Raw genomic sequence first — 19,563 nt, 5'->3', positions numbered from 1 at the left:
CATGGACGAGCGGGGACCCGAGCCGGAGGATTGGCGCGCACGCTACGGCGCGCTGATCGGCGTGATCTTCGCGGTCTGCCTCGCGCTCGGGGCGATCTGGATGATCGATCGCATGCGCACCTGGGCGGCGCTCGGCGATTGCGCCTTCACGCGCGCCCCCTCCTGCCGCGCCTTGATCAAGGACTGACCCGGCGGGTCTCGGCGGCCCGATCATGCGGCAGCTCAAAAAACTGGCACATCGGTTGCGACTCGCGGGTCGCAACACGAGGTGCCGATGTCGACCTTCGACGATCCTTTCGATTCCTCCCGTTCCCTGAGCCGGCGCGGCTGCTCCTGCGGCCGGCATGCGACCGAGGCCGAGCACGACGCCGTCCTGTCCTCGGAGGCCCGGGTCGGGCGCGTCGTCGAAGGCGCGCTCATGCGGGCGCTATTCCCGCAGGACGCCTCGCGCCGCGCCTTCCTGAAGGCGGTCGGCGCCCCTGCGGCGCTCGCGGCGATCTCCCAGTTCTTCCCCGTCGGGACCGCGACGGAAGCCTTCGCCCAGGGCGCGCCGCTCGAGAAGAAGGACCTGAAGGTCGGCTTCATCCCGATCACCTGCGCGACGCCCATCATCATGGCGGCGCCGATGGGCTTCTATTCGAAGCAGGGGCTGAACGTCGAAGTCGTGAAGACGGCGGGCTGGGCGGTGATCCGCGACAAGACCCTGAACAAGGAATACGACGCCGCCCACATGCTCTCGCCCATGCCGCTGGCGATCACGGTCGGGGCGGGCTCGAACCCGGTGCCCTACACGGTGCCGGCGATCGAGAACATCAACGGCCAGGCGATCACGCTGGCCATGAAGCACAAGGACAAGCGCGACCCGAAGAGCTGGAAGGGCTTCAAGTTCGCGGTGCCCTTCGACTACTCGATGCACAATTACCTGCTCCGCTACTACCTCGCGGAGCACGGCATCGACCCGGACACCGACGTGCAGATCCGGGCCGTGCCGCCGCCCGAGATGGTCGCCAACATGCGGGCCGACAACATCGACGGCTTCCTCGGGCCGGACCCGATGAACCAGCGCGCCGTCTATGACGGGGTCGGCTTCATCCACATCCTGTCGAAGGACATCTGGGAGGGACATCCCTGCTGCGCCTTCGCGGCCTCGCGCGAGTTCATCACCGCGATGCCGAACACCTATGCGGCGCTCCTGCGGGCGATCATCGACGCGACCGCCTATGCGTCCAAGGCTGAGAACCGCAAGGAGATCTCGGCCGCCATCGCGCCCGCGAACTACCTCAACCAGCCGCAGATCGTCGTGGAGCAGGTGCTGACCGGCACCTTCGCGGACGGGCTGGGCCAGGTGCAGAAGGTGCCCAACCGCGCCGATTTCGACGCCTTCCCGTGGGAGAGCTTCGCCGTCTGGATGCTGACCCAGATGAAGCGCTGGGGCCAGATCAAGGGCGATGTCGACTACGCGGCGATCGCCCGCCAGGTCTATCTCGCGACCGATGCCCAGAAGCTGATGGAGCAGCAGGGCCTCACGCCGCCGAAGGCGACCACCAAGACCTTCTCGGTGATGGGCAAGAGCTTCGATCCGGCCAAGCCCGAGGACTACCTCGCCTCCTTCGCCATCAAGCGGGCGTCTTGATGGTCCGTCGTTCCGGGCCCGGCGCCCCCGCGCCGGCCCGGACTGAGGTAAGCCGATGACCGATCCCGCTCCCGCCGAGGCACCCCGCCCGCCGCTGCCGCCCTTCACGCCGGAGACCGCCGCCCAGAAGGCGCGCGGCGCAGAGGATGCCTGGAACACGCGCGATCCCGCAAAGGTCGCGCTCGCCTATACGCCCGACAGCCGCTGGCGGAACCGGGCGGAGTTCTTCTCCGGCCGCGACGCCATCGAAGCCTTTCTCGCGCGCAAATGGGCGCGCGAGCTAGACTACCGGCTGATCAAGGAGGTCTGGGCCTTTGCAGGCGACCGGATCGCCGTCCGCTTCGCCTATGAGTGGCACGACGATAACGGCAACTGGTTCCGCTCCTACGGCAACGAGAACTGGGCCTTCGCCGAGGACGGGCGCATGCGCGAGCGCCACGCCAGCATCAACGACCTGCCGATCACCGAGGCCGACCGCCTCTTCCGCTGGCCGCTCGGCCCACGGACGGCCGATCACCCCGGCCTCACGGAGCTCGGGCTTTGAGCAGCGCAGCGCCATCTTCTCCCCGCTTGCGGGGAGAAGTCGAGCGACGCGGAACGCGTCGGCCGGATGAGGGGCGTTGCACCTCCGAGACCAGGGCTCGGCTGCCGCTCACCCGGTCGCGCCAATGCGCGACTCGACCTCTCCCCGTTACACGGGGAGAGGCGGAGCCATTCCGATGACCGCATCACCCCGCCTGCAATCCCTCGCCGTCTCGGCCCTGATCCTCGCCGTGTTCCTGGCGCTCTGGCAGATCGGCGTCAGCGGCTCCGGGCCGACCCAGCAGATGGATCCCGAATACGCCAAGCTGATGGGCGCGACGGCGACGGAGGGGAAGTCGGCCATGCCCGGCCCGCTCGACGTGGGCCGCACCATCTGGGGGCACCTCAAGGATCCCTTCTATGTGAAGGGCGCGAACGACAAGGGCATCGGGATCCAGCTCGCCCATTCGATCGCGCGGGTAGGACTGGGCTACCTGCTGGCGGTCCTCGTCGCCATTCCGATCGGGTTCCTGATCGGCATGTCGCCGCTGATGAGCCGCGCCCTCGATCCATACATCCAGCTGCTGAAGCCGGTCTCGCCGCTCGCCTGGATGCCGCTCGCGCTCTACACCATCAAGGATTCCGGCATCTCGGCCATTTTCGTCATCTTCATCTGCTCGCTCTGGCCGATGCTCATCAACACGGCCTTCGGGGTCGCGAGCGTCCGGCGCGAATGGCTGAACGTCGCCCGCACGCTCGAGGTCGGGCCGCTGCGCCGCGCCTTTACGGTCATCCTGCCCGCCGCCGCCCCGACGATCCTGACCGGCATGCGGATCTCCATCGGCATCGCCTGGCTCGTGATCGTGGCGGCCGAGATGCTCGTCGGCGGAACGGGCATCGGCTACTTCGTGTGGAACGAGTGGAACAACCTCAGCATCACCAATGTGATCACCTCGATCCTGGTGATCGGGCTCGTCGGCATGGTGCTGGATCAGCTGCTCGCGCAGGCGCAGCGCCTCGTGACCTTCCCGGAGTGAGCATGGTGGACGACAGGCTCATTTCCATCGAGGGGATCGCGAAGCGCTATCCTGCCGCCTCGGGCGGGCGGGGTGGAGGCCAGACGACGATCTTCGAAGACCTCTGGCTGCGCGTCGGGCGCGGCGAGTTCGTCTGCGTCATCGGCCATTCGGGCTGCGGCAAGACCACGGTGCTGAACATCCTGGCCGGGCTCGACGAGCCATCCGCCGGCGCGGTCATCGTCGACGGGCGGGAGATCGCCGGCCCCTCGCTCGACCGCGCCGTCATCTTCCAGGGCCACGCGCTGCTGCCGTGGAAGACAGTTCTCGGCAACGTCGCCTATGCGGTCGCCTCGCGCTGGCGGAAGGCCTCGAAGGCCGAGATCGAGTCCCGCGCCCGGGCCGCCATCGCCAAGGTCGGCCTGGCGGGCTCGGAGAACAAGCGCCCGGCGGAGCTTTCCGGCGGCATGAAGCAGCGCGTCGGCATCGCCCGCGCGCTCGCGATCGAGCCCAAGATCCTGCTCATGGACGAGCCGTTCTCGGCGCTCGATGCCCTGACGCGCGGCACCCTGCAGGAGGAGGCGCGCCGCATCTGCCGCGAGACCGGGCAGACCGTCTACATGATCACCCACGATGTCGACGAGGCGATCTACCTCGCCGACAAGATCGTGCTGATGACGAACGGTCCCGGGGCGCGCATCGCCGAGATCGTCGTGAACCCCCTGCCCGCCGACCGGCGCCAGGGCGAGATCCACCACGACCCGCACTACTACGCCATCCGCAACCACCTGATCGACTTCCTGGTCACGCGCTCGAAGACGTTTCGGGACGCCCCGCCGGCCGGCTACGATCCGCGCCACCCGCCGGTTGTGAGGCTGGATGGCGGGGTGGAGCCTACATCAAGGAAAGCGGTCGCAAGCCGGGCGGCGTGACCGCGCCGGTTTAGCAGGGGACCGTGCGGTGCCGGCGGAACCGGTCGGCACGTTGGAGGGCCCGATGCACCGCCCTTGCCGCTTCGCCTCCGAGCCGCCCGCATCGAGAAGCCCTGTCGCCCCCTCCACCGCCCTGCGGGCGGTTCCCCTCCCCCGCTCGCGGGGGAGGACCCACACCCAAGGAGAACCACCATGAAACGCGAAGAGCTCACGGAGAAGATCCTCGACATCAAGCGCGAGAAGGGCTGGACCTGGCGCCACATCTGCGACGAGATCGGCGGCATGTCGGACGTGCTGATCGTCGGCGCGCTGCTCGGCCAGATGAAGCTGGTGAAACCGCAGGCCGCCAAGGCCGCCGAGCTGTTCGGCCTCACCAAGGCCGAGGAGGCGATGCTGAACGAGATCCCCTACCGCGGCACCGGCACCCCCATGCCGCCGACCGATCCGCTCATCTACCGCTTCTACGAGATGGTGATGGTGAACGGCCCCGCCTGGAAGGAGCTTATCCAGGAGGAGTTCGGCGACGGCATCATGTCGGCCATCGACTTCGACATCACCTTCGCGCGCGAGGCCAATCCGAAGGGCGACCGCGTCCGCATCGCGATGTCCGGCAAGTTCCTGCCGTACAAATATTATGGCAACCAGCAGGGCATCCCGGATTACGGCTTCAAGGAGGAATAGGGGCGCCGCCGTCCCGCCTCCGGTCGTCGCAGGCGGCCGGGGCTCGCCGGGCCGAACGCCCGGCCACCCTTCCTTGGGGCCGCGGGATCAGTTCCCGGCCGGCGCGATGCGACATCCTTCGCGCATGCGGGCGAGATCAGGGTCCCTGCTGAAGCTGTAGAAGCCGTAGGGATCGCCGCTGCTCGTGCCGAGCGCGATATCGTGCGGCTCGCAGGCCGGGGCCGCACCCCGATCAGCGGGATCGCTGCCCTGCACCGTGATGCCACCGGCGTAGACCGCGACCGGTGGAGGCCTCGAATCCTGCGCGAAGGCCGTTGCGGCCAGCACAAGCGCGAGCCCCACAAGCGCTGCCGCTGTCAAGATCCTGCTGTCGCTTCCCAGAATATCCGAGCGCGGGGGAAGGTCTGAATCCGTCCTCATCGTGCGGCTCCTTCCGACTTCTCGTCCGAAGTCGAAAGCAAGACCTGTCGGCACAGAGCCGAAATTCCCTCATCGGAATGCTTTTGTTTTTGTTCTTGCCGGGAATAATGGGCCGGCCCAGACGGTCCATTATGACTGTCCGTCTGGCCTCCTGCAGCCTCGGAGGCCGCGGTGACGGGAGACGAGTCGAAATTCGGGGAGGTCGCCGTCCCCCATCTCGCCGACGGCTTCGCCCTGGCGCGCTGGATAACGGGCAACAACGTCGACGCCGAGGATGTGGTGCAGGAGGCTTCGCTACGTGCCTTCCGAGGTATCCAGGGCTACGCGGGCGGCAACGCCCGGGCGTGGTTTCTCACCATCGTCCGTAACACCGCCTATTCCTGGCTCAGGAAGAACCGGCCGGCCGAGATCATCAGCATCGGCGACCTGGAAACCCTCGAATACCGCGCCACGGAGCAGAGCGGAGGCAAGGACGGCTCATCCCTCGCCTCGCCCGAACGTATCGATCCCGTCGAGCTGCAGAGCGCGATCATGAGCCTGCCGGCGGCATTCCGCGAGACGCTGATCCTGCGCGAGCTTCACGGGCTCGACTACCGCGAGATCGCGTCCGTCACGGCCGTGCCTGTCGGCACGGTGATGTCACGCCTGGCCCGGGCACGCCGCCGGCTGTTCGACGAGCTCACAAGGGACGAATGATGAGCGGACAGGAAGACGAGCGCCTCCTCGTCCACGCCTATCTGGATGGCGAGCTGACCACGACCGATGCGCTCGCGATCGAGCGAAGGATGCGGGACGATCCGGTCCTCGCCGCAGAACGGCATCGGGTCGAGGCGCTGCGGGACGTGCTGCGGACCCATCTGCCGCCGCCGCAGGTTTCCGACGCCCTGTTGCGCCGGGTCAGGGCTCGCCACGGCAGGCGGAAGGGACTCGCTTCCGTTCCCTGGCAGGCCATGGCGGCCTCGCTTCTGCTCGGCGCAGTCGGGGCGAGTGGCGCAACCTGGGCATTGCTGGAGGGATCCGCACGCGAGGAAGCGACCGACGGCGTCCTGAGCAGCCATATCCGCAGCCTGATGGCGTCGCAGCCGACCGACGTGACCTCGTCCGACCGGCACACGGTAAAGCCCTGGTTCAATGGGCGTATCCCGCAGGCCCCCCGGGTGGTCGACCTGAGTGCCGCCGGCTTTCCCCTCGCCGGCGCCCGCATCGACGTGGTGAAACGCGTTCCGGCACCGACATTGGTTTATCGCCGGCGCCAGCACGTCATCAGCTTGACGGCCGTTCCCGCCGCCGAGGGAGATGCGTCCTCTCCGGCCACTGTCGACGGATACAACGTCGTCTCGTGGCGGGAGGGCGACGTCGCGTACTGGGCCGTGTCGGACCTTAACATGGCCGAGCTGAAGGAATTCGTTGCCGCATTCCGGAAGGTCTCGTAACGGCTCCTATGACGCGAGCGGTTTAGGAGGAGCCATGACGCCCGAAGCCTTCCTCGAAGAGGCTTTCGCTCTCGCCCGAGAGGCGAAGGCCAGCGAGGGAACTGCCCCGTTCGGGGCCGTCGTGGTCAAGGACGGCGCCATCGTCGGGCGAGGCCTCAATCACGCCCGGGCGCACTTCGACCCGACCTCACATGGCGAGACGGAGGCGATCCGCGATGCCTGTCGCAACCTCGGCACGCTCGACCTCTCTGGCTGCGACCTCTACGCCTCCTGCGAGCCCTGCCCGCTCTGCATCGCCACCATGACCATCACGGGCATCGGCTCGCTCACCTACGGAGCCTCGGCGGCCGACGCGCCGGTCGCGTTTGCCACTCTCCCGGCCGGGCTGAAGAGCCGCGTGCCGGTGGACGTGGTTCGCCGCGAGGCGGGGTCCACGCCTGACGCGCGCTCCATCCCCACCCGCCAGCTCTCCCGCGATGCCGGCGTGAAGGTGCTGGAGGACTGGGCCAAGGAGGCGGAAGGGCGGGGATGAACTGCCCCGCGTAACAAGCGGAGCGGCCCGACAGGCAGCGGCCCGCCTCACTACCGTCCCCGGCCCTCCCTGGCGGCCCGGATGATCGGCGGGATCGAGAGCAGGATCCCGCTCACCAGCACGCCGATGGCGAGCATGAAGCGCGGATCGACCGCCGCCCTCACCTCCACCTTGTTGCCGAGCCTCGCCTCGAGCGCTGCGCCATGTGTCATCTGCATGGATGTAAGAGATGAATGGGCCGCCGAATGGTTCCGCGCCTCCTCACTTCTTAGCGCCGCCGCAGATAGCGGATGAGCGCGGTGTCCAGAGCGCCCGAACCCTATCCGGCCGGCAGCGATTTCGCGGCTGCGGAGCGGCCGGGTAACCGTGTACGAACTTTCCCGACCCAGGAGGAACATTGCTCGCGGAACCTACGTTCCCGGATGCGCGGCCAGGCGGAACATGGCCGGAGAGAGCAAAGGATGAAGCAACAACAAGCACAGGCGTACACCGCATCGGGGCCGCTCAGCGAAAGGGACATCGAGGCCGTCGCGATGCGAAACTTCGAGGCGAGAAACACCCGGCGCGATCGCGCCTGGAGCAGGACGCAGGGCGATGGTTGCCCCCCTGCCCTCCCGCTGTCCGAACGCGAGCGGTTGGAGTTCATCGAATACGCCCGGCACCAGCTCGAGATGCAGGCTGGACGATCACGGAGCCATTCTGGGCCGCCCCATAGCCAGGCGGTGCTCTGAAGGAGCAGGAGCGCCGGGCTGCTCCTCATAACAGGCATTCCGAAGGCCCGCTGAGCATGCGGCGGCGCCGGGGTTGGCTCCGGTGCCGAGCGCTGCCCCCTCTCCTCGCGCTGCTTGTGCCCGGATAGCTCGGCGCCTACCCTCCGATTCAACAAGACGAGTTACGGAGGACGCTCAATGCTCATTAATCGCCGGGCCCTGCTTGCGACTTCTGCCGCCATCCCCCTAGTCAGGCCGGCATGGGCCCAGGTTCCGACGATCAAGCTCGGCGTCCTGAACGACCAATCCGGTGTCTACAGCGACGACACCGGCATGACGTCGGTCGCCTGCGTCCGGCAGGCGGTCGAGGACTTCAAGGCCGATGGGTTCCAGGTCGAGGTGATCTATGCCGATCACCAGAACAAGCCGGATATCGGGTCCAACATCGTCCGCCAGTGGCTCGATCGTGAAGGCGTGGACGCGGTGGTCGACGTGCCGACGAGTTCCGTGGCGCTCGCCGTCAACCAGATCTGCCGCGAGAAGAACAAGGTGCACCTCAATTCCGGTGCCGCGACCACGGACCTGACCGGAGCCCAATGCACGCCCAACACGGTGCACTGGACCTACGACACCTACATGCTGTCGAAGAGCACCGGCGGGGCCGTCGTGAAGTCCGGCGGCGATAGCTGGTACTTCATCACGGCCGACTACGCCTTCGGCCAGCAGCTCCAGCGCGATACCGCGAAGGTGGTGCAGGCGGCGGGCGGCAAGGTGCTCGGCAGCGCCTCCTATCCCTTCCCGGGCACCAGCGACTTCTCGTCGTTCCTGCTCCAGGCGCAGGCCTCGGGCGCAAAGGTGCTGGGGCTCGCCAATTCAGGCGCCGACACCATCAACTGCATCAAGCAGGCGAACGAGTTCGGCCTGACCCCGACGATGAAGATCGCAGCGCTCCTGTTCTACAACAGCAACGTCCACGCGCTTGGACAGGAAATGTCCCGCGGCATGGTGATGACCGAGAGCTTCTACTGGGATCTCAACGACCGCACCCGCGCCTTCACGAAGCGGCTCATGTCCACGCAGAAGCCGAAGCAATACCCGAACATGGTCCAGGCCGGGTGCTACGGCGTGACCCTGCACTACCTGAAGGCCGTCGCAAGCCTCGGCGCGGCAGCCGCGAAGGCCGACGGTCGCGCGGCGGTCGCCCGCATGAAGGACCTTCCGACGGACGACGACGCCTTCGGGGCGGGCCGGGTCCGGGTCGACGGACGCACGCTCCACCCCTCCTACCTGCTCGAGGCGAAGGCACCGGGCCAGAACAAGGGCGAGTGGGACCTGCTGAACGTCGTTGCGACGACTCCCGGGGAGGAGGCTTTCCGTCCCGAGAGCGAGGGCGGCTGCTCGCTGGTGAAATAAAGGCAGGGGCTGTAGGGCGGCGCATCTAACCGCCGGCGCCCTTCCTGAAGCCAACGCCCGATTCGAGGTCTGCCTCGAAACGGGCGCTGCCCTTCCCCTTACCTGCCGCCTACCGCAGAGCGAGCGGCCGGAGCGCCGTGCCGGCGACGGTGCCCCGGATCGCGTTCGTGGTCGCCACATAGGCGAATTCGTAGACGCGGTCGGCGGCGAGCCGCTCCAGGTTGTGGAACTCCATGATGTGCACGCCCTGCTGCATCAGCAGGTAGACGTGGACCGGGTTGAAGCTGCCGCCCACGGCCTGCGAATCCGCCGGCTTCGGGGGCACGTATTCGAGGCCGGAGGTGTCGGAGCCGAGCGCGAGCGCGCCCTTCTCCTCGACGAGCCATTTGGCGGCCGTGAGCCCGATGCCGGAAGAATCGTGCTGCGCCAGCTTGGCGTGGTCCTTGCCGTTCTCGCCCCAGTAGCGAGCGGTCCCGGTGCGGATCAGCACGATCGTGCCAGGCGTCACGTCGACGTTCTGGGCCCGGAGCGCGCCCTCTATGTCCTCGCGGGTGATCTCGTAGCCGGATGGCAGGGCATCCACGTTCTTCAAACCCGCCACGTCGACCATCACGCCGCGCGCAACGATCGGGGGGATCGTGGTGACGTCGGCCTTGCGGAGGCCGAAATCCCCGCCCCATTCGCTGGCCTTGAAGCCGTTGTAGAGTTCGTTGTTGGGGCCGTGGGTTATATGGCCGAGACCATCGATCTGCGTGGCGACGTTGTCGCTCATGAAGATCGCGTTCGAATGCCAAGCCGTGCCGCCGGTATTTCCGCCCTGCGGAGTGGTGAATTCGAGATCCTTCTGCGTCATCACCCCGGCAGGCGAACGGAAGGAGATGATCTCGCCCGGTGAATGGCCCGGCCACTTGTAGGAGTTGCGGTCATAGGGGAGGCCGAGGTCGTAGGCCTTGCCCTGGGTCACGAGCTTCAGCGCAGCGAGGCGTGACTGATCGGTCATCTCGTTCAGGTTGCCGACCTCGTCCTCGGCGCCCCACACCCAGCCCCATCCCTTGCCCTTGGTCCACCGCTTCATGCCCGCGTCCTGCGCAGCCGCTCCTCCGATCGCCAACGCGAGCGCGCCTGCAGCGAGCAATACTTGGCCGAAGATCCGCATTTCTTCCCTCCCCAAGTGCTATGCCGGTGTTCACCACCTAGCCGCAAATCTTCGCGCAAGGGGCGGGGCCGGACAAGGAGCGTCGGCTCTGCGGATTGCTTGCCGGCGCGGCCACGCAAAGGCCCGCGCGCATCCTGAAGAACTGGAGCAGGCGCGGAGGATCAGGCCGAGGGCGCGCGGGGCTGACCGCGACATCTCCTCGGCCGGCCGTGCCGGCAAATTCCGATGCGCACCCGCCGATCGAGCGGAGCTTCGCTTCTACCGCCGCGAAAGACGGCATCCTGCGATGCTCACGGCGCTACCGGAGCGCTGGGCGGCATTGCCGCGCCCTGCCGTGGCGTCAGTACATGCCGGCGGGCCGGGTTTCGTCCGCCCGGAGGTCCCGGAAACGGCGCAGCCGGACGAGCCCGAAGACGAGCCGGCGCTCCTCCCGCATCAGATAGGGCTCGAACCCAGCCTTGCGGCAGCCGCGCAGGGACGGGATGTTCGTGCTCTCGACGAAGGTGATGACATGACGGCAGCCGAGATCCGCTGCCCTGAGCGCGATCCGCGCCATGGCGGCAGACATGATACCCCTGCCTCGATAGGCCGGGGGCGTGTAGGCATTCTCGAGAAGGGCCTCGCCCGACTGAAGCCGGGGAAACCAGGTCTTTGGAAACAGCCTCTGGATCGTGTCGTTGTCGGCCTCGGTCATCAGCCATTGAAAGTAGCACGGCACGTTCTTCTCCCGGTCGATCGCGACGAAGCAGGTGCCGAGACGCTCGTCCATGAAACCGCGCCGGGTGTTCACCTCGACCCTGTCCTTGCGGCTCAGCGCCGACAGATCGGATGGTACGAGATGGGCCATGTCCGCCGACGACGCGGGCCGGACCGTGATCGGGGTTTTCGCCTCGAACTCGGCCAGCGGGAGGCCCAGATCCCGGCGCAGGCCGTAGGTGGCGCGGTTCTCGACGATCAGGCCCGCGCAGCGCCGCGCGAACTCGGCATAACGCCTGTTCGCAACCAGTTCTGCCGCAACCTGCACGGAATTCGGGACTGACAGCATCGTCTTCCTCCCGTTGTTGTTTCTCCCGTTCGCGACCGCGGCTCGCGTCGTGCAGTGGCCGATCACGAGTTGCGCGGGATCAGCGCTCGCTCAGCACCCCGCGCGGCCTCGGACGGAGCAACATAGCGCGCGCGCTGGCCCCCGGGCCGGGCTATTCCGGGTGACTGCCCTCGGCACGAGGGAGCACCGCAGGCTCTTCGGCGCGAGGCGGGCTCCGAACCTGCTCCCGGCCCTCCGCAGGACGTAGCCCTTCCGGGGATCGCCCCGGCGCACTCCGGGCGATGCCGCCGGCCGCGGCCGGCTCAGGGGAGGATCGTGAGGCGCCCGAGGAGCGCAACGAGCTCGCCCTGCCGGTTCGTCATCGTCTTCTCGAAGACCGAGGCGAGCTGTTTACGGATCGTACTGAGCTTGACGCCGCTGAGCTCGGCAATCTCCTCGAGGCTCCTGCCACGCGCGAGCTGATGGGCCACCCTGGCCTCGGCCGGGCTGAGGTCGAACAGATTCTTGAGAACTTCCCCGCTCGGGGCCGCCTTATAATCCAGGTTGATCAGGACCAGGACGGTGTGCGCGCCGGTGGGTGGCGGCGGCGAGATCGGCATTGCGTGGACCACCACCCCTCGTGCATCGGGGGTGTCGCCGGGGATGACCGCCCAGCTCTCGTCGTTCATGCGGAACCGCTTCGAGCCGGACGAGCGCAGCATCGACTTGGTGGCCTCGCGGATCTGCTCCAGACGACCGTCATCCGATAAAGGCGGCTCATATCGCCTGAGGATCGTCATCGCCGCTGCATTTGCGAGCAGCACATGCCCCGCCGTGTCGACAACTATCCCGCCAAAGCCCACCCGATCGAGTGCGTCCAACAGGACCGTTCCGTAGGGCAAACGCAGACGTCCTCCTCGTCAACATTCTGCAAATACGGCACGAAATTGATAAAAGTCAACGATACCGAGTATCACAGAATAGACGTAGGTAAACACGCTACATAGAGATCAGTGTTCGCCTTTCCGTATACCGGCGTCCACATTCTGGCCCGCCCCGGCGATGGCGGTGAGGCGGGCAGCCGCCCGACCCGCCGGCCAGGGCGGGCGGACTCGACGAAGGACTGAGCGCGCCGCCTCGCAATTCCGGCAATCTTCCGCATAGGATGCCCGGCATGCGGCCACGCAGAGGGCCGCCCCAGGGAGGATCTCGAATGACGTTCAGCTGGTCACGTCGGTCTGTTCTCGGCGCGGGAGCGGGTGCTGCCGTAGCGCTCGGCGGCCGAAGGGCCTCCGCCAGCTCCTATCCGGTCAGGCCGATCCGCTGGGTCGTCGGTTACCCGCCGGGCGGCACCACGGACGTGCTCGCCCGGCTTGTGGCGGAGCCTCTCGGCAAACGCCTCGGCCAGCAGGTCTATATCGAGAACCGTCCCGGTGCCGGCAACAATATCGGGACGGAGTCGGTCGTGAACGCCGACCCCGACGGCTACACGATCCTGCTCGTGAACCCGGCGAACGGCATCAACGCGACGCTGTACAAGAAGCTGAACTTCACCTTCGTGGACGATATCGCGCCGGTCGCCGGCATAACGCGCTCGCCCAACATCATGGAGGTCACACCCTCCCTGCCCGTGAAAACGGTCGCGGAGTTCATCGCCTACTGCAAGGAGAACCCGGGCAAGGTGAACATGGCCTCGTCCGGCCTCGGCACCTCGGTGCACATGTCGGGCGAGCTCTTCAAGTCGATGACCGGCGTGGACATGGTCCACGTGCCCTATCGGGGCGCCGGCCCGGCGCTCATCGACATGATCTCCGGCCAGGCGCACGTCCTGTTCGACAACCTCCCATCGTCGATCGAGCACGTCCGTTCGGGCAAGCTGCGCGCCCTCGCGGTGACGACGCTCGAGCCATCGCCAGCTTTGCCCGGCGTTCCGACGGTCGCGGAAACGGTACCGGGCTACGAGGCGGTGGCCTGGTTCGGCATCGGCGCCCCCAAGAAGACGCCCCCGGAACTGATCGCCCGCCTCAACAAGGAGGTGAACGAGATCCTCCAGGAGCCCGCCATGGTGAAGAGGCTTGCCGACCTCGGCGGCGCCCCCTGGCTGCTCACTCCAGCGCAGTTCGGCCAGGCAATCCGGGACGAGACGGCGAAGTGGAAGAAGGTGGTCGAATTCTCCGGCGCGAAGCTCGAATGAGCGGCGCTGGCCGGAGTCGTCCTGGCCCGTCCCGTGCGGGCGCGCACAGCCTCCCGCGAGAGCTCCGCTAGGTTATCTGCATGTCAGCGCCCATCACCTATCAGATCGAGAGCGAGCCTCTCGCCTCCCACGCCATCCCGGAGCGCCGCCCGGCCTGGGATTACGGACCAAGGCCGGCTGAAATCCGAGCTTGGGCGAGGCGTTGCGAGGAGCGCGCGCTGGAGGGGTTCAGCGTCGGGCCAGGCTGGCCGGCCGAGATCGTCGCCGAAGCGCTCCTCCTCCTGGCGGAACGCCGCGAGCGCCGCATGAGCCGACGCTAGCGCTATCCCCCAGCCAGTTCCCTCGCGTCGAGGAGATCGCGGACGCGCGCGGCGAGATCCGCGTACGAGAAGGGCTTGGTGATGAGTTCCACCCCCGGGTCCAGCCGCCCATGGTGGACGATGGCGTTCCGCGCGTAGCCCGTCGTGAACAGCACCTTCACGTCGGGCCGGATCCCACGGGCCTTGTCGGCCAGCACGGCGCCGGTCATCCCGCCCGGAAGAACGACATCGGTGAAGAGGAGGTCGACCCGACCCTCCCGCTCCAGCAGGCGAATAGCCGAGGCGCCGTCATGCGCCTCCAGGACGCGATATCCGAGCTCGCGCAGCACCTCGACCGAATAGGCCCGCACGTCGTCGTCATCCTCGCAGACCAGGATGCTCTCCTCGCGCGTGCCCTCCGGAACAAGCACGTTCCTGGCCTCCTCCTCTTCCTCGAGGGCCCCGATCAGGCGCGGGAGGTAGATCTTGACCGTCGTGCCGACGCCGGGCTCCGAATAGACCTTCACGTGGCCGCCGGACTGCTTGACGAAGCCGTAGACCATGGAGAGACCGAGACCGGTGCCCTTGCCGACCTCCTTGGTGGTGAAGAAGGGCTCGAATGCACGGGCCGCCGTGTCCGGGTCCATCCCGACGCCGGTATCCGAGACGCAGATCACGACGTACTGGCCCGGCACCACCTCGGCATTCTGCGCGACATAGCCGCGGTCGAGATGCGTGTTCGCAGTCTCGATCGTCAGCTTTCCGCCCTCGGGCATCGCATCGCGAGCGTTTACGGCCAGGTTGAGCAGCGCGTTTTCAAGCTGGTTCTGGTCGACCTCGACGCGCCAGGCGCCCGAGGACAACACTGTCTCGACCTCGATCGTTTCGTCGAGCGTGCGGTGCAGCAGCTCCGACATCCCGGCGACCAGCCGGTTCGGATCGGTTGGCTTCGGGGCGAGCGGCTGGCGGCGTGAGAAGGCGAGCAGGCGCTGGGTGAGGATCGCGGCCCGCTTGGCGCCCGTCATCGCATTCTCGGCCGCGCGACGAAGGCGCGGCGAATCCTCGGGCAGATTGCGCTGGAGAATCTCGAGGTTGCCCGTGACGATCTGGAGGAGGTTGTTGAAGTCGTGCGCGATGCCTCCGGTGAGCTGGCCCACCGTTTCCATTTTCTGCGCCTGGCGGAGGCTCTCCTCGGCGGCGCGGAGTTCGGCCGTGCGCTCCTCGACGGCAGCTTCCAGCGCGTCGCGCGCGAGCCTCGCCTCCGTCACGTCCACGTTGCAGCCCACGTAACCCAGGAAACGGCCCTCCCCGTCCCGGCGGGGGGTGCCAGCACAGCGGAGCCAGCGATACTCGCCTGCCAGGTTCTTTGCCCTGAAATCGCGCTCGAAGTCGCTGTGCGACCGGAACGCCTGCATGAAGGCGGCCTCGAACGTATCCACGTCTTCCGGGTGGACCATGTCCCGCCAATAGCCGTTCTGGATGCGCTCCGGCGTGATCCCGAATTCGTGCTCGTAGCGCCAGTTGACGAAGGTCGGCATCGCCTCCGCATCGCAGGCCCAGATCAGGGCTGGCGCACTGTCTGCCATGTTCCGGAAGCGCGCCTCGCTCTCGCGCAGAGCCGCCTCGGCCAGCTTCAGGTCATGGATATCGGTGCAGGTGCCGTACCATCGAGCAATCCTGCCTCCATCGTCTCGCACCGGCTGCGCACGACCGAGCACCCATCGGTACTCGCCGGACCTGTGCCGGAGGCGATACTCGATGTGGTAAGGGTCACCGCTCTCGAGGCAGTCCCGCCACACGCCCCAGGCACGCCCCTGGTCGTCAGGATGGAACATGTCGTTCCAGCCGGCGCCGTCCGTCGAGCCCTGCGGCACGCCCGTATAATCGTACCAGCGCTGGTTATAGAAGTCGTGGAAACCGTCCGGCCTGGTCGACCAGATCATCTGGTCGACGGAATCGACGATGCCCTTCAGCCGCGCATCGGCCTCCCGCTGGGCCTCGACGGCGCGGACCCGATCGGTGACGTCGGTGCCTTCCACGAAGATCGCCGTGATGCGGCCGTCGTCGTCCTTGATGGGCTGGTAGACGAAATCGAGAAGCCGCTCGGATGGCCCCTCGGGAGTGGCGAGCGTGACCGCCTGCTCCCAGCCACGGAACGGCTCGCCCGTGGTGCTCACCTGGTCGAGCAGCTCGAAGATGCCCTGGCCCGCGAGTTCCGGCAGCGCCTCGCGCACGGACCTGCCCAGCACGTCGCGCCCGCCGATCAGCTGCTGGTAGGAGGCGTTCGTCAGCTCGTAGACATGCCCGGGCTCGCGCAGCAGCGCCATGAAGCCGGGAGCCTGCTGAAACATGCCGGCCAGCCGCTCACGGGCTGCCGCCGTCTGCCGCTCCGCCCGGACCCGCTCCGTGGTCTCGCTGACGATGCAGAGGACACCGCCGACCGACCCGTCGTCGAGGGGAACGGGCGAGTAGGAGATGTCGAAGAAGACCTCCTCACCGTAGCCATGGCGCTCGATATAGAAGGGCCTGTCCTTGGCGGAGACAGTCTCGCCCGTCTCGCGCACCTTGGCCAGGAGGGGCTCGAGATCGTCCCAGAGCTCGCTCCAGTGCTCCCGCGCGGGGCGCCCGAGAGCATGGGGGTGCTTGTCCCCGATCGTCGGCGCATAGGCGTCGTTGTAGAGGGCGACGAAGTCCGGCCCCCAGAACAGCACGATCTGGGCTTGCGCCGGCAGGATGAGGTTGACCGCATTCCGTAGCGCAGTCGGCCAAGTCGACCGGGGCCCGAGCGGCGAAGTGCGCCAATCATAGCGGGCAATCAGCCCGCCCATGCTTCGGCCGTCGGGAAGATGCGCTCGCGGGACCGCAGCGGCGTTTCGCGGAGGCAGGAGAGACATGCGGCCCCCTCCGGGGCGGTGCCGGCGGATCCAAAGGTAGGCGCTTCTAACTGGATGGACGGACTGGCGAAAGCTGCCCTACCTGCGGCGCGTTCACGAGACCGAGAGCGAGGCTGTCGGCCTCAGCTGCGTCCGCCGATCGCGCTGGTCACGAGGGATTCGAGCGTCAGGCCCTCCGGTCCAGGCTCCGGCAGCGCGGGCTGCGCGTCCAGGCCATAGGCGTCCTCGCGGAAGTGCACGGTGCCGTCGGGCGTCGCGTAGCCGGTCAGGTACGTCCAGATGACGGGGATCTGCCGGGTCAGCTTCACGTCGATCCGCTGGCCGGATGCGATCGCGGCGGCGATCTCCGGCTGCCCCCAGCTTGACCCCTGCCCGTTCGGCCCGGCCTGTCCCTCGAGAATCCATTGCGCGAGGTCCCGGATGCCCGAAACGCGCACGCAGCCGGACGAGAGATTGCGCGTGTTGCGCGCGAAGAGCCGCTTCGAGGGCGTGTCGTGCATGTACACGGCCAGCTTGTTCGGCATGTCGATGCGGATCTCGCCGAGCGAGTTGTCGACGCCGGGGTCCTGGCGCAGCGTGTAGTTCGCGGCCCGGTCCGTCGACCAGTCGATCGTGGCCGGATCGACCTCCGCGCCCTGCCCGTCGAGGATCCGGATCTTCATCTTGGCCAGATAGCCAGGGTCCTTCCGCATGTGCGGGATGATGTCCTTCTTGATGAGGGACACCGGGACGGTCCAGGTCGGGTTGAAGTTCACGTTCTGGATGCGGGCGGCGATCATCGGCGAGGGACGATCCGCCTTGCCGACCACCGCGACGTAGCGCCTGGCGACGAGCCCGCCCTGAACGGCTTCGACGCTGGCGGACGGGATGTTCACGGCCACATAGCGCTCGCCGAACGGAAACTTCGAACCCATGAGCCGGTTCGCCGAGGCCTGGAGCTGGCGGATGCGGGTCGCGACAGGGACGTTCAGCTCGGTCAGGGTCCGCGGTCCGACGAGCCCGACATCCGGGAGGCCGTGCCTGTCCTGGAAGCGGCGGATGGCGGCCTGGACTTCCGCGTCGAGCGCGTCGCCGCCGACGAATTCCGCCGAGAGATCCCCCGACGCGATGAGCCGCGCCCGGAGCGCCGCGACATGCGGGCCCCTGTCGCCGGCCTTCGCTCGCGTGAGTTCGCTCGGAACGGTCGCCCAGCCGCCCGCCTCCGCGATCGTCCGGTAGCGCTCGACGGCGTTCATGGTGGCCACGAAGGTCCCCGGTCCGAGCGTGGGCCGCGGGTCGGCGGAGAGCTTCACGGGCTCGGGGATGGCGGCCGGCGGCTTGGCGGGCGCGGCTGGCGCCGGCGCCTGGACGACAGGTGCCTGGGCGGCGGCCGCGACCGCAGGGGCCGCGTCCTGCGCGACCTTGATGAGAGCGGGACGCGGCGCCGGCGCCGGCGCGGGCTCCGCCCACGCGGCTCCGGCGAGCACCGCCAACCCGCAGCTCAACCCGACCGATCCGATACGCAACAAGGCTCGGCTCCTACACAACGGGCCAAAGCATGGTTGATAGAGGTTGAAGAAACCTCACCCAATCCGAACGGCTCTCTCGGGCAGGTTGAGCCTCGAGGGGGCGGTCACGACCGTCGGCGGCGGGACAGGGCGATGATCCCGGCAGCCGCGAGGCCGGCGATCCCTGCCACGGCGAGCCCGGTGCTGATCCGCCCGGCGGGCGGCAAGCCCTTGCGGTCGAGCCAGCCGCCATCCACGTCGCGGCCCTCCGGGACGGGATGGAGCAGCGCGCCTTCGCTACGCGGGGCTGGGCCGGCCCGGGACACGAGGCGCCGCATCGTGGCTCCGACCAGGATCTCGGTCAAGCGGGGCGAGACGTTGTAGGCGATCTGCGCCGCCCGAGCTGGCCAGCCCACCGCAACCTCGCCCTGAGGATGCTGCGCAACCTCGACCATGCGGGCGGCGACATCCTCGGGCCTGTAGAGAAGCGGGCCGGGATCGAGCGTCTTGCCCGACATGTTCGCGCCATGGACGAAGCCCGGCGTATCGACCATCGCCGGGAACACGGCGCAGACGTGGATGTCCTCTCCGGCCGCGATCTCCTGGCGGAGGCTCGCCGTGAAGCCCCGGATCCCGAACTTGCTGGCCGTATAGGCGGCCGCGAAGGGCGTCGGCGCCCAGCCACCCAGCGACACCATGTTGATGAGGACGCCATGTCCCTGGCGCTTGAAGACGGGGAGCGCCGCATATGCGCCGTGCATGGTGCCGAAGAGGTTCACCTCGACCGTGCGGCGATGGAGGGCGATATCCGCGTCCTGATACGGGCCGAAGACGCCCGTGCCGGCATTGTTGATCCAGACGTCGATGCCGCCGAAGGTCCTCTGCGCCTCTTCCGCGAGCGCCTGGACGGCGCCCGCATCGGTGACGTCAGTCGGGACGGCGATGGCCTCGCCGCCGAGCTCTTCGCAATCGCGGGCGACCTCGTCGAGCAGATCCGCCCGGCGCGCCGCCAGGACCAGCCGGGCGCCCTCGCGCGCAAAGGCGAGCGCGGTGGCGCGGCCGATGCCGCTCGACGCGCCGGTGATGACGACAGATGCTCCACGAAGGTCGCGCGGCTTTCGAACCATTGAGCCTGTCCTGCAGAAGCGAAAGGGTTGGGGTGAGGACGAAACGGGCTGCCTCCGCCCGCGTTCCGACAAGGCCGGTGAGCGATCGCC

General features: G+C 67.8%; 19 protein-coding genes and 1 pseudogene. 12 read left to right on the top strand and 8 right to left on the bottom strand.

The genetic code is table 11. The features are described from left to right. Position 1: 1 nt before the first annotated feature. From ACO2SS_RS06725 to cynS, 6 genes are all read left to right on the top strand, one after another. Positions 2–187 carry a hypothetical protein gene (locus ACO2SS_RS06725; protein ID WP_423276845.1) on the top strand — a complete coding sequence of 62 codons (186 nt, stop codon included), beginning with the start codon at positions 2–4 and terminating at the stop codon, positions 185–187. Between the two features lie 87 nt (positions 188–274). Continuing rightward, positions 275–1,633 (top strand): CmpA/NrtA family ABC transporter substrate-binding protein, encoded by a 1,359-nt coding sequence (locus ACO2SS_RS06720; RefSeq protein WP_423276844.1) that lies wholly within the window; start codon positions 275–277, stop codon positions 1,631–1,633. Between the two features lie 55 nt (positions 1,634–1,688). Then, positions 1,689–2,177 (top strand): DUF1348 family protein, encoded by a 489-nt coding sequence (locus ACO2SS_RS06715; protein WP_423276843.1) that lies wholly within the window; start codon positions 1,689–1,691, stop codon positions 2,175–2,177. A gap of 175 nt (positions 2,178–2,352) precedes the next feature. Continuing rightward, the gene (gene ntrB, locus ACO2SS_RS06710; protein ID WP_423276842.1) at positions 2,353–3,192 is read left to right on the top strand and encodes a nitrate ABC transporter permease; all 840 of its coding nucleotides are present in this window, start codon (positions 2,353–2,355) and stop codon (positions 3,190–3,192) included. Positions 3,193–3,194: 2 nt separating this feature from the next. After that, entirely contained in the window at positions 3,195–4,103 is a 909-nt protein-coding gene (locus tag ACO2SS_RS06705; RefSeq protein ID WP_423276841.1) for an ABC transporter ATP-binding protein, read from the top strand. Positions 4,104–4,295: 192 nt separating this feature from the next. Beyond that, positions 4,296–4,784, top strand: a complete 489-nt coding sequence (gene cynS / locus ACO2SS_RS06700; RefSeq protein ID WP_423276840.1) for a cyanase — start codon at positions 4,296–4,298, stop codon at positions 4,782–4,784. Between the two features lie 87 nt (positions 4,785–4,871). Here the strand turns inward: cynS and ACO2SS_RS06695 are convergent, their stop codons facing one another. After that, complete coding sequence (locus ACO2SS_RS06695) at positions 4,872–5,144, bottom strand: hypothetical protein (RefSeq protein WP_423276839.1); 273 nt, start codon at positions 5,142–5,144, stop codon at positions 4,872–4,874. A 231-nt stretch (positions 5,145–5,375) separates the two neighbouring features. Between ACO2SS_RS06695 and ACO2SS_RS06690 the strand changes: the two genes are divergently transcribed. From ACO2SS_RS06690 to ACO2SS_RS06680, 3 genes are read left to right on the top strand one after another with little or no spacing between them, the layout of a single operon-like run. Continuing rightward, a complete protein-coding gene (locus ACO2SS_RS06690) occupies positions 5,376–5,900 on the top strand; it encodes a sigma-70 family RNA polymerase sigma factor (protein WP_423276838.1) in 525 nt (174 codons plus the stop codon). Beyond that, positions 5,897–6,637, top strand: a complete 741-nt coding sequence (locus ACO2SS_RS06685; RefSeq protein WP_423276837.1) for an anti-sigma factor family protein — start codon at positions 5,897–5,899, stop codon at positions 6,635–6,637. The genes ACO2SS_RS06690 and ACO2SS_RS06685 overlap by 4 nt, the downstream gene beginning before the upstream one ends. Before the next feature lie 34 nt (positions 6,638–6,671). Beyond that, positions 6,672–7,169 (top strand): nucleoside deaminase, encoded by a 498-nt coding sequence (locus ACO2SS_RS06680; RefSeq protein WP_423276836.1) that lies wholly within the window; start codon positions 6,672–6,674, stop codon positions 7,167–7,169. A gap of 50 nt (positions 7,170–7,219) precedes the next feature. Here the strand turns inward: ACO2SS_RS06680 and ACO2SS_RS06675 are convergent, their stop codons facing one another. Continuing rightward, complete coding sequence (locus ACO2SS_RS06675) at positions 7,220–7,387, bottom strand: hypothetical protein (RefSeq protein WP_423276835.1); 168 nt, start codon at positions 7,385–7,387, stop codon at positions 7,220–7,222. Positions 7,388–8,077: 690 nt separating this feature from the next. On the opposite strand from ACO2SS_RS06675, the gene ACO2SS_RS06670 reads away from it, so the two are divergent. Then, entirely contained in the window at positions 8,078–9,292 is a 1,215-nt protein-coding gene (locus ACO2SS_RS06670; RefSeq protein ID WP_423276834.1) for an ABC transporter substrate-binding protein, read from the top strand. A gap of 109 nt (positions 9,293–9,401) precedes the next feature. On the opposite strand, the gene ACO2SS_RS06665 is transcribed toward ACO2SS_RS06670, so the two are convergent. The 3 genes from ACO2SS_RS06665 to ACO2SS_RS06655 all read right to left on the bottom strand — a co-directional run bounded on the left by ACO2SS_RS06665 (position 9,402) and on the right by ACO2SS_RS06655 (position 12,353). After that, positions 9,402–10,367 (bottom strand): cyclase family protein, encoded by a 966-nt coding sequence (locus ACO2SS_RS06665; RefSeq protein WP_423276833.1) that lies wholly within the window; start codon positions 10,365–10,367, stop codon positions 9,402–9,404. Positions 10,368–10,788: 421 nt separating this feature from the next. After that, entirely contained in the window at positions 10,789–11,493 is a 705-nt protein-coding gene (locus ACO2SS_RS06660; RefSeq protein WP_423276832.1) for a GNAT family N-acetyltransferase, read from the bottom strand. A 302-nt stretch (positions 11,494–11,795) separates the two neighbouring features. Further along, positions 11,796–12,353, bottom strand: coding sequence for a helix-turn-helix transcriptional regulator (locus ACO2SS_RS06655; protein WP_423276831.1), 558 nt, complete (start codon positions 12,351–12,353; stop codon positions 11,796–11,798). Positions 12,354–12,685: 332 nt separating this feature from the next. Between ACO2SS_RS06655 and ACO2SS_RS06650 the strand changes: the two genes are divergently transcribed. Beyond that, on the top strand, positions 12,686–13,666 hold the full coding sequence (locus tag ACO2SS_RS06650; protein ID WP_423276830.1) for a Bug family tripartite tricarboxylate transporter substrate binding protein: 981 nt from the start codon (positions 12,686–12,688) through the stop codon (positions 13,664–13,666). A gap of 80 nt (positions 13,667–13,746) precedes the next feature. Further along, positions 13,747–13,986 (top strand): hypothetical protein, encoded by a 240-nt coding sequence (locus ACO2SS_RS06645; RefSeq protein WP_423276829.1) that lies wholly within the window; start codon positions 13,747–13,749, stop codon positions 13,984–13,986. A gap of 2 nt (positions 13,987–13,988) precedes the next feature. Here ACO2SS_RS06645 and ACO2SS_RS06640 read toward each other — a convergent pair whose 3' ends face one another. The 3 genes and pseudogenes from ACO2SS_RS06640 to ACO2SS_RS06630 form a co-directional block, all read right to left on the bottom strand. Further along, positions 13,989–16,793: a PAS domain S-box protein gene (locus tag ACO2SS_RS06640; protein ID WP_423276828.1), complete on the bottom strand. Its 2,805-nt coding sequence runs from the start codon at positions 16,791–16,793 to the stop codon at positions 13,989–13,991. Between the two features lie 188 nt (positions 16,794–16,981). Next, positions 16,982–18,367 (bottom strand): L,D-transpeptidase family protein, encoded by a 1,386-nt coding sequence (locus ACO2SS_RS06635; RefSeq protein WP_423276827.1) that lies wholly within the window; start codon positions 18,365–18,367, stop codon positions 16,982–16,984. A 104-nt stretch (positions 18,368–18,471) separates the two neighbouring features. Beyond that, positions 18,472–19,467: pseudogene (locus ACO2SS_RS06630) on the bottom strand (SDR family oxidoreductase); the annotation flags it as partial. Positions 19,468–19,563: the final 96 nt, after the last annotated feature.

Origin of the sequence: Enterovirga sp. CN4-39 (assembly GCF_049446235.1) — a bacterium.
Lineage (GTDB): Bacteria > Pseudomonadota > Alphaproteobacteria > Rhizobiales > Beijerinckiaceae > Enterovirga.
Note: the sequence above shows the minus strand (reverse complement) of the source record. Positions and strands in the feature narration are given on the sequence as shown.

Excerpts from the sequence above, each read along its gene's own strand:
- ACO2SS_RS06725 (WP_423276845.1), top strand. The coding sequence starts at position 2 with ATGGACGAGCGGGGACCCGAGCCGGAGGATTGGCGCGCACGCTACGGC.
- ACO2SS_RS06720 (WP_423276844.1), top strand. The coding sequence starts at position 275 with ATGTCGACCTTCGACGATCCTTTCGATTCCTCCCGTTCCCTGAGCCGG.
- ACO2SS_RS06715 (WP_423276843.1), top strand. The coding sequence starts at position 1,689 with ATGACCGATCCCGCTCCCGCCGAGGCACCCCGCCCGCCGCTGCCGCCC.
- ntrB (WP_423276842.1), top strand. The coding sequence starts at position 2,353 with ATGACCGCATCACCCCGCCTGCAATCCCTCGCCGTCTCGGCCCTGATC.
- ACO2SS_RS06705 (WP_423276841.1), top strand. The coding sequence starts at position 3,195 with ATGGTGGACGACAGGCTCATTTCCATCGAGGGGATCGCGAAGCGCTAT.
- cynS (WP_423276840.1), top strand. The coding sequence starts at position 4,296 with ATGAAACGCGAAGAGCTCACGGAGAAGATCCTCGACATCAAGCGCGAG.
- ACO2SS_RS06685 (WP_423276837.1), top strand. The coding sequence starts at position 5,897 with ATGATGAGCGGACAGGAAGACGAGCGCCTCCTCGTCCACGCCTATCTG.
- ACO2SS_RS06680 (WP_423276836.1), top strand. The coding sequence starts at position 6,672 with ATGACGCCCGAAGCCTTCCTCGAAGAGGCTTTCGCTCTCGCCCGAGAG.
- ACO2SS_RS06675 (WP_423276835.1), bottom strand. The coding sequence starts at position 7,387 with ATGCAGATGACACATGGCGCAGCGCTCGAGGCGAGGCTCGGCAACAAG.
- ACO2SS_RS06670 (WP_423276834.1), top strand. The coding sequence starts at position 8,078 with ATGCTCATTAATCGCCGGGCCCTGCTTGCGACTTCTGCCGCCATCCCC.
- ACO2SS_RS06665 (WP_423276833.1), bottom strand. The coding sequence starts at position 10,367 with ATGAAGCGGTGGACCAAGGGCAAGGGATGGGGCTGGGTGTGGGGCGCC.
- ACO2SS_RS06660 (WP_423276832.1), bottom strand. The coding sequence starts at position 11,493 with ATGCTGTCAGTCCCGAATTCCGTGCAGGTTGCGGCAGAACTGGTTGCG.
- ACO2SS_RS06650 (WP_423276830.1), top strand. The coding sequence starts at position 12,686 with ATGACGTTCAGCTGGTCACGTCGGTCTGTTCTCGGCGCGGGAGCGGGT.
- ACO2SS_RS06645 (WP_423276829.1), top strand. The coding sequence starts at position 13,747 with ATGTCAGCGCCCATCACCTATCAGATCGAGAGCGAGCCTCTCGCCTCC.
- ACO2SS_RS06640 (WP_423276828.1), bottom strand. The coding sequence starts at position 16,793 with ATGGGCGGGCTGATTGCCCGCTATGATTGGCGCACTTCGCCGCTCGGG.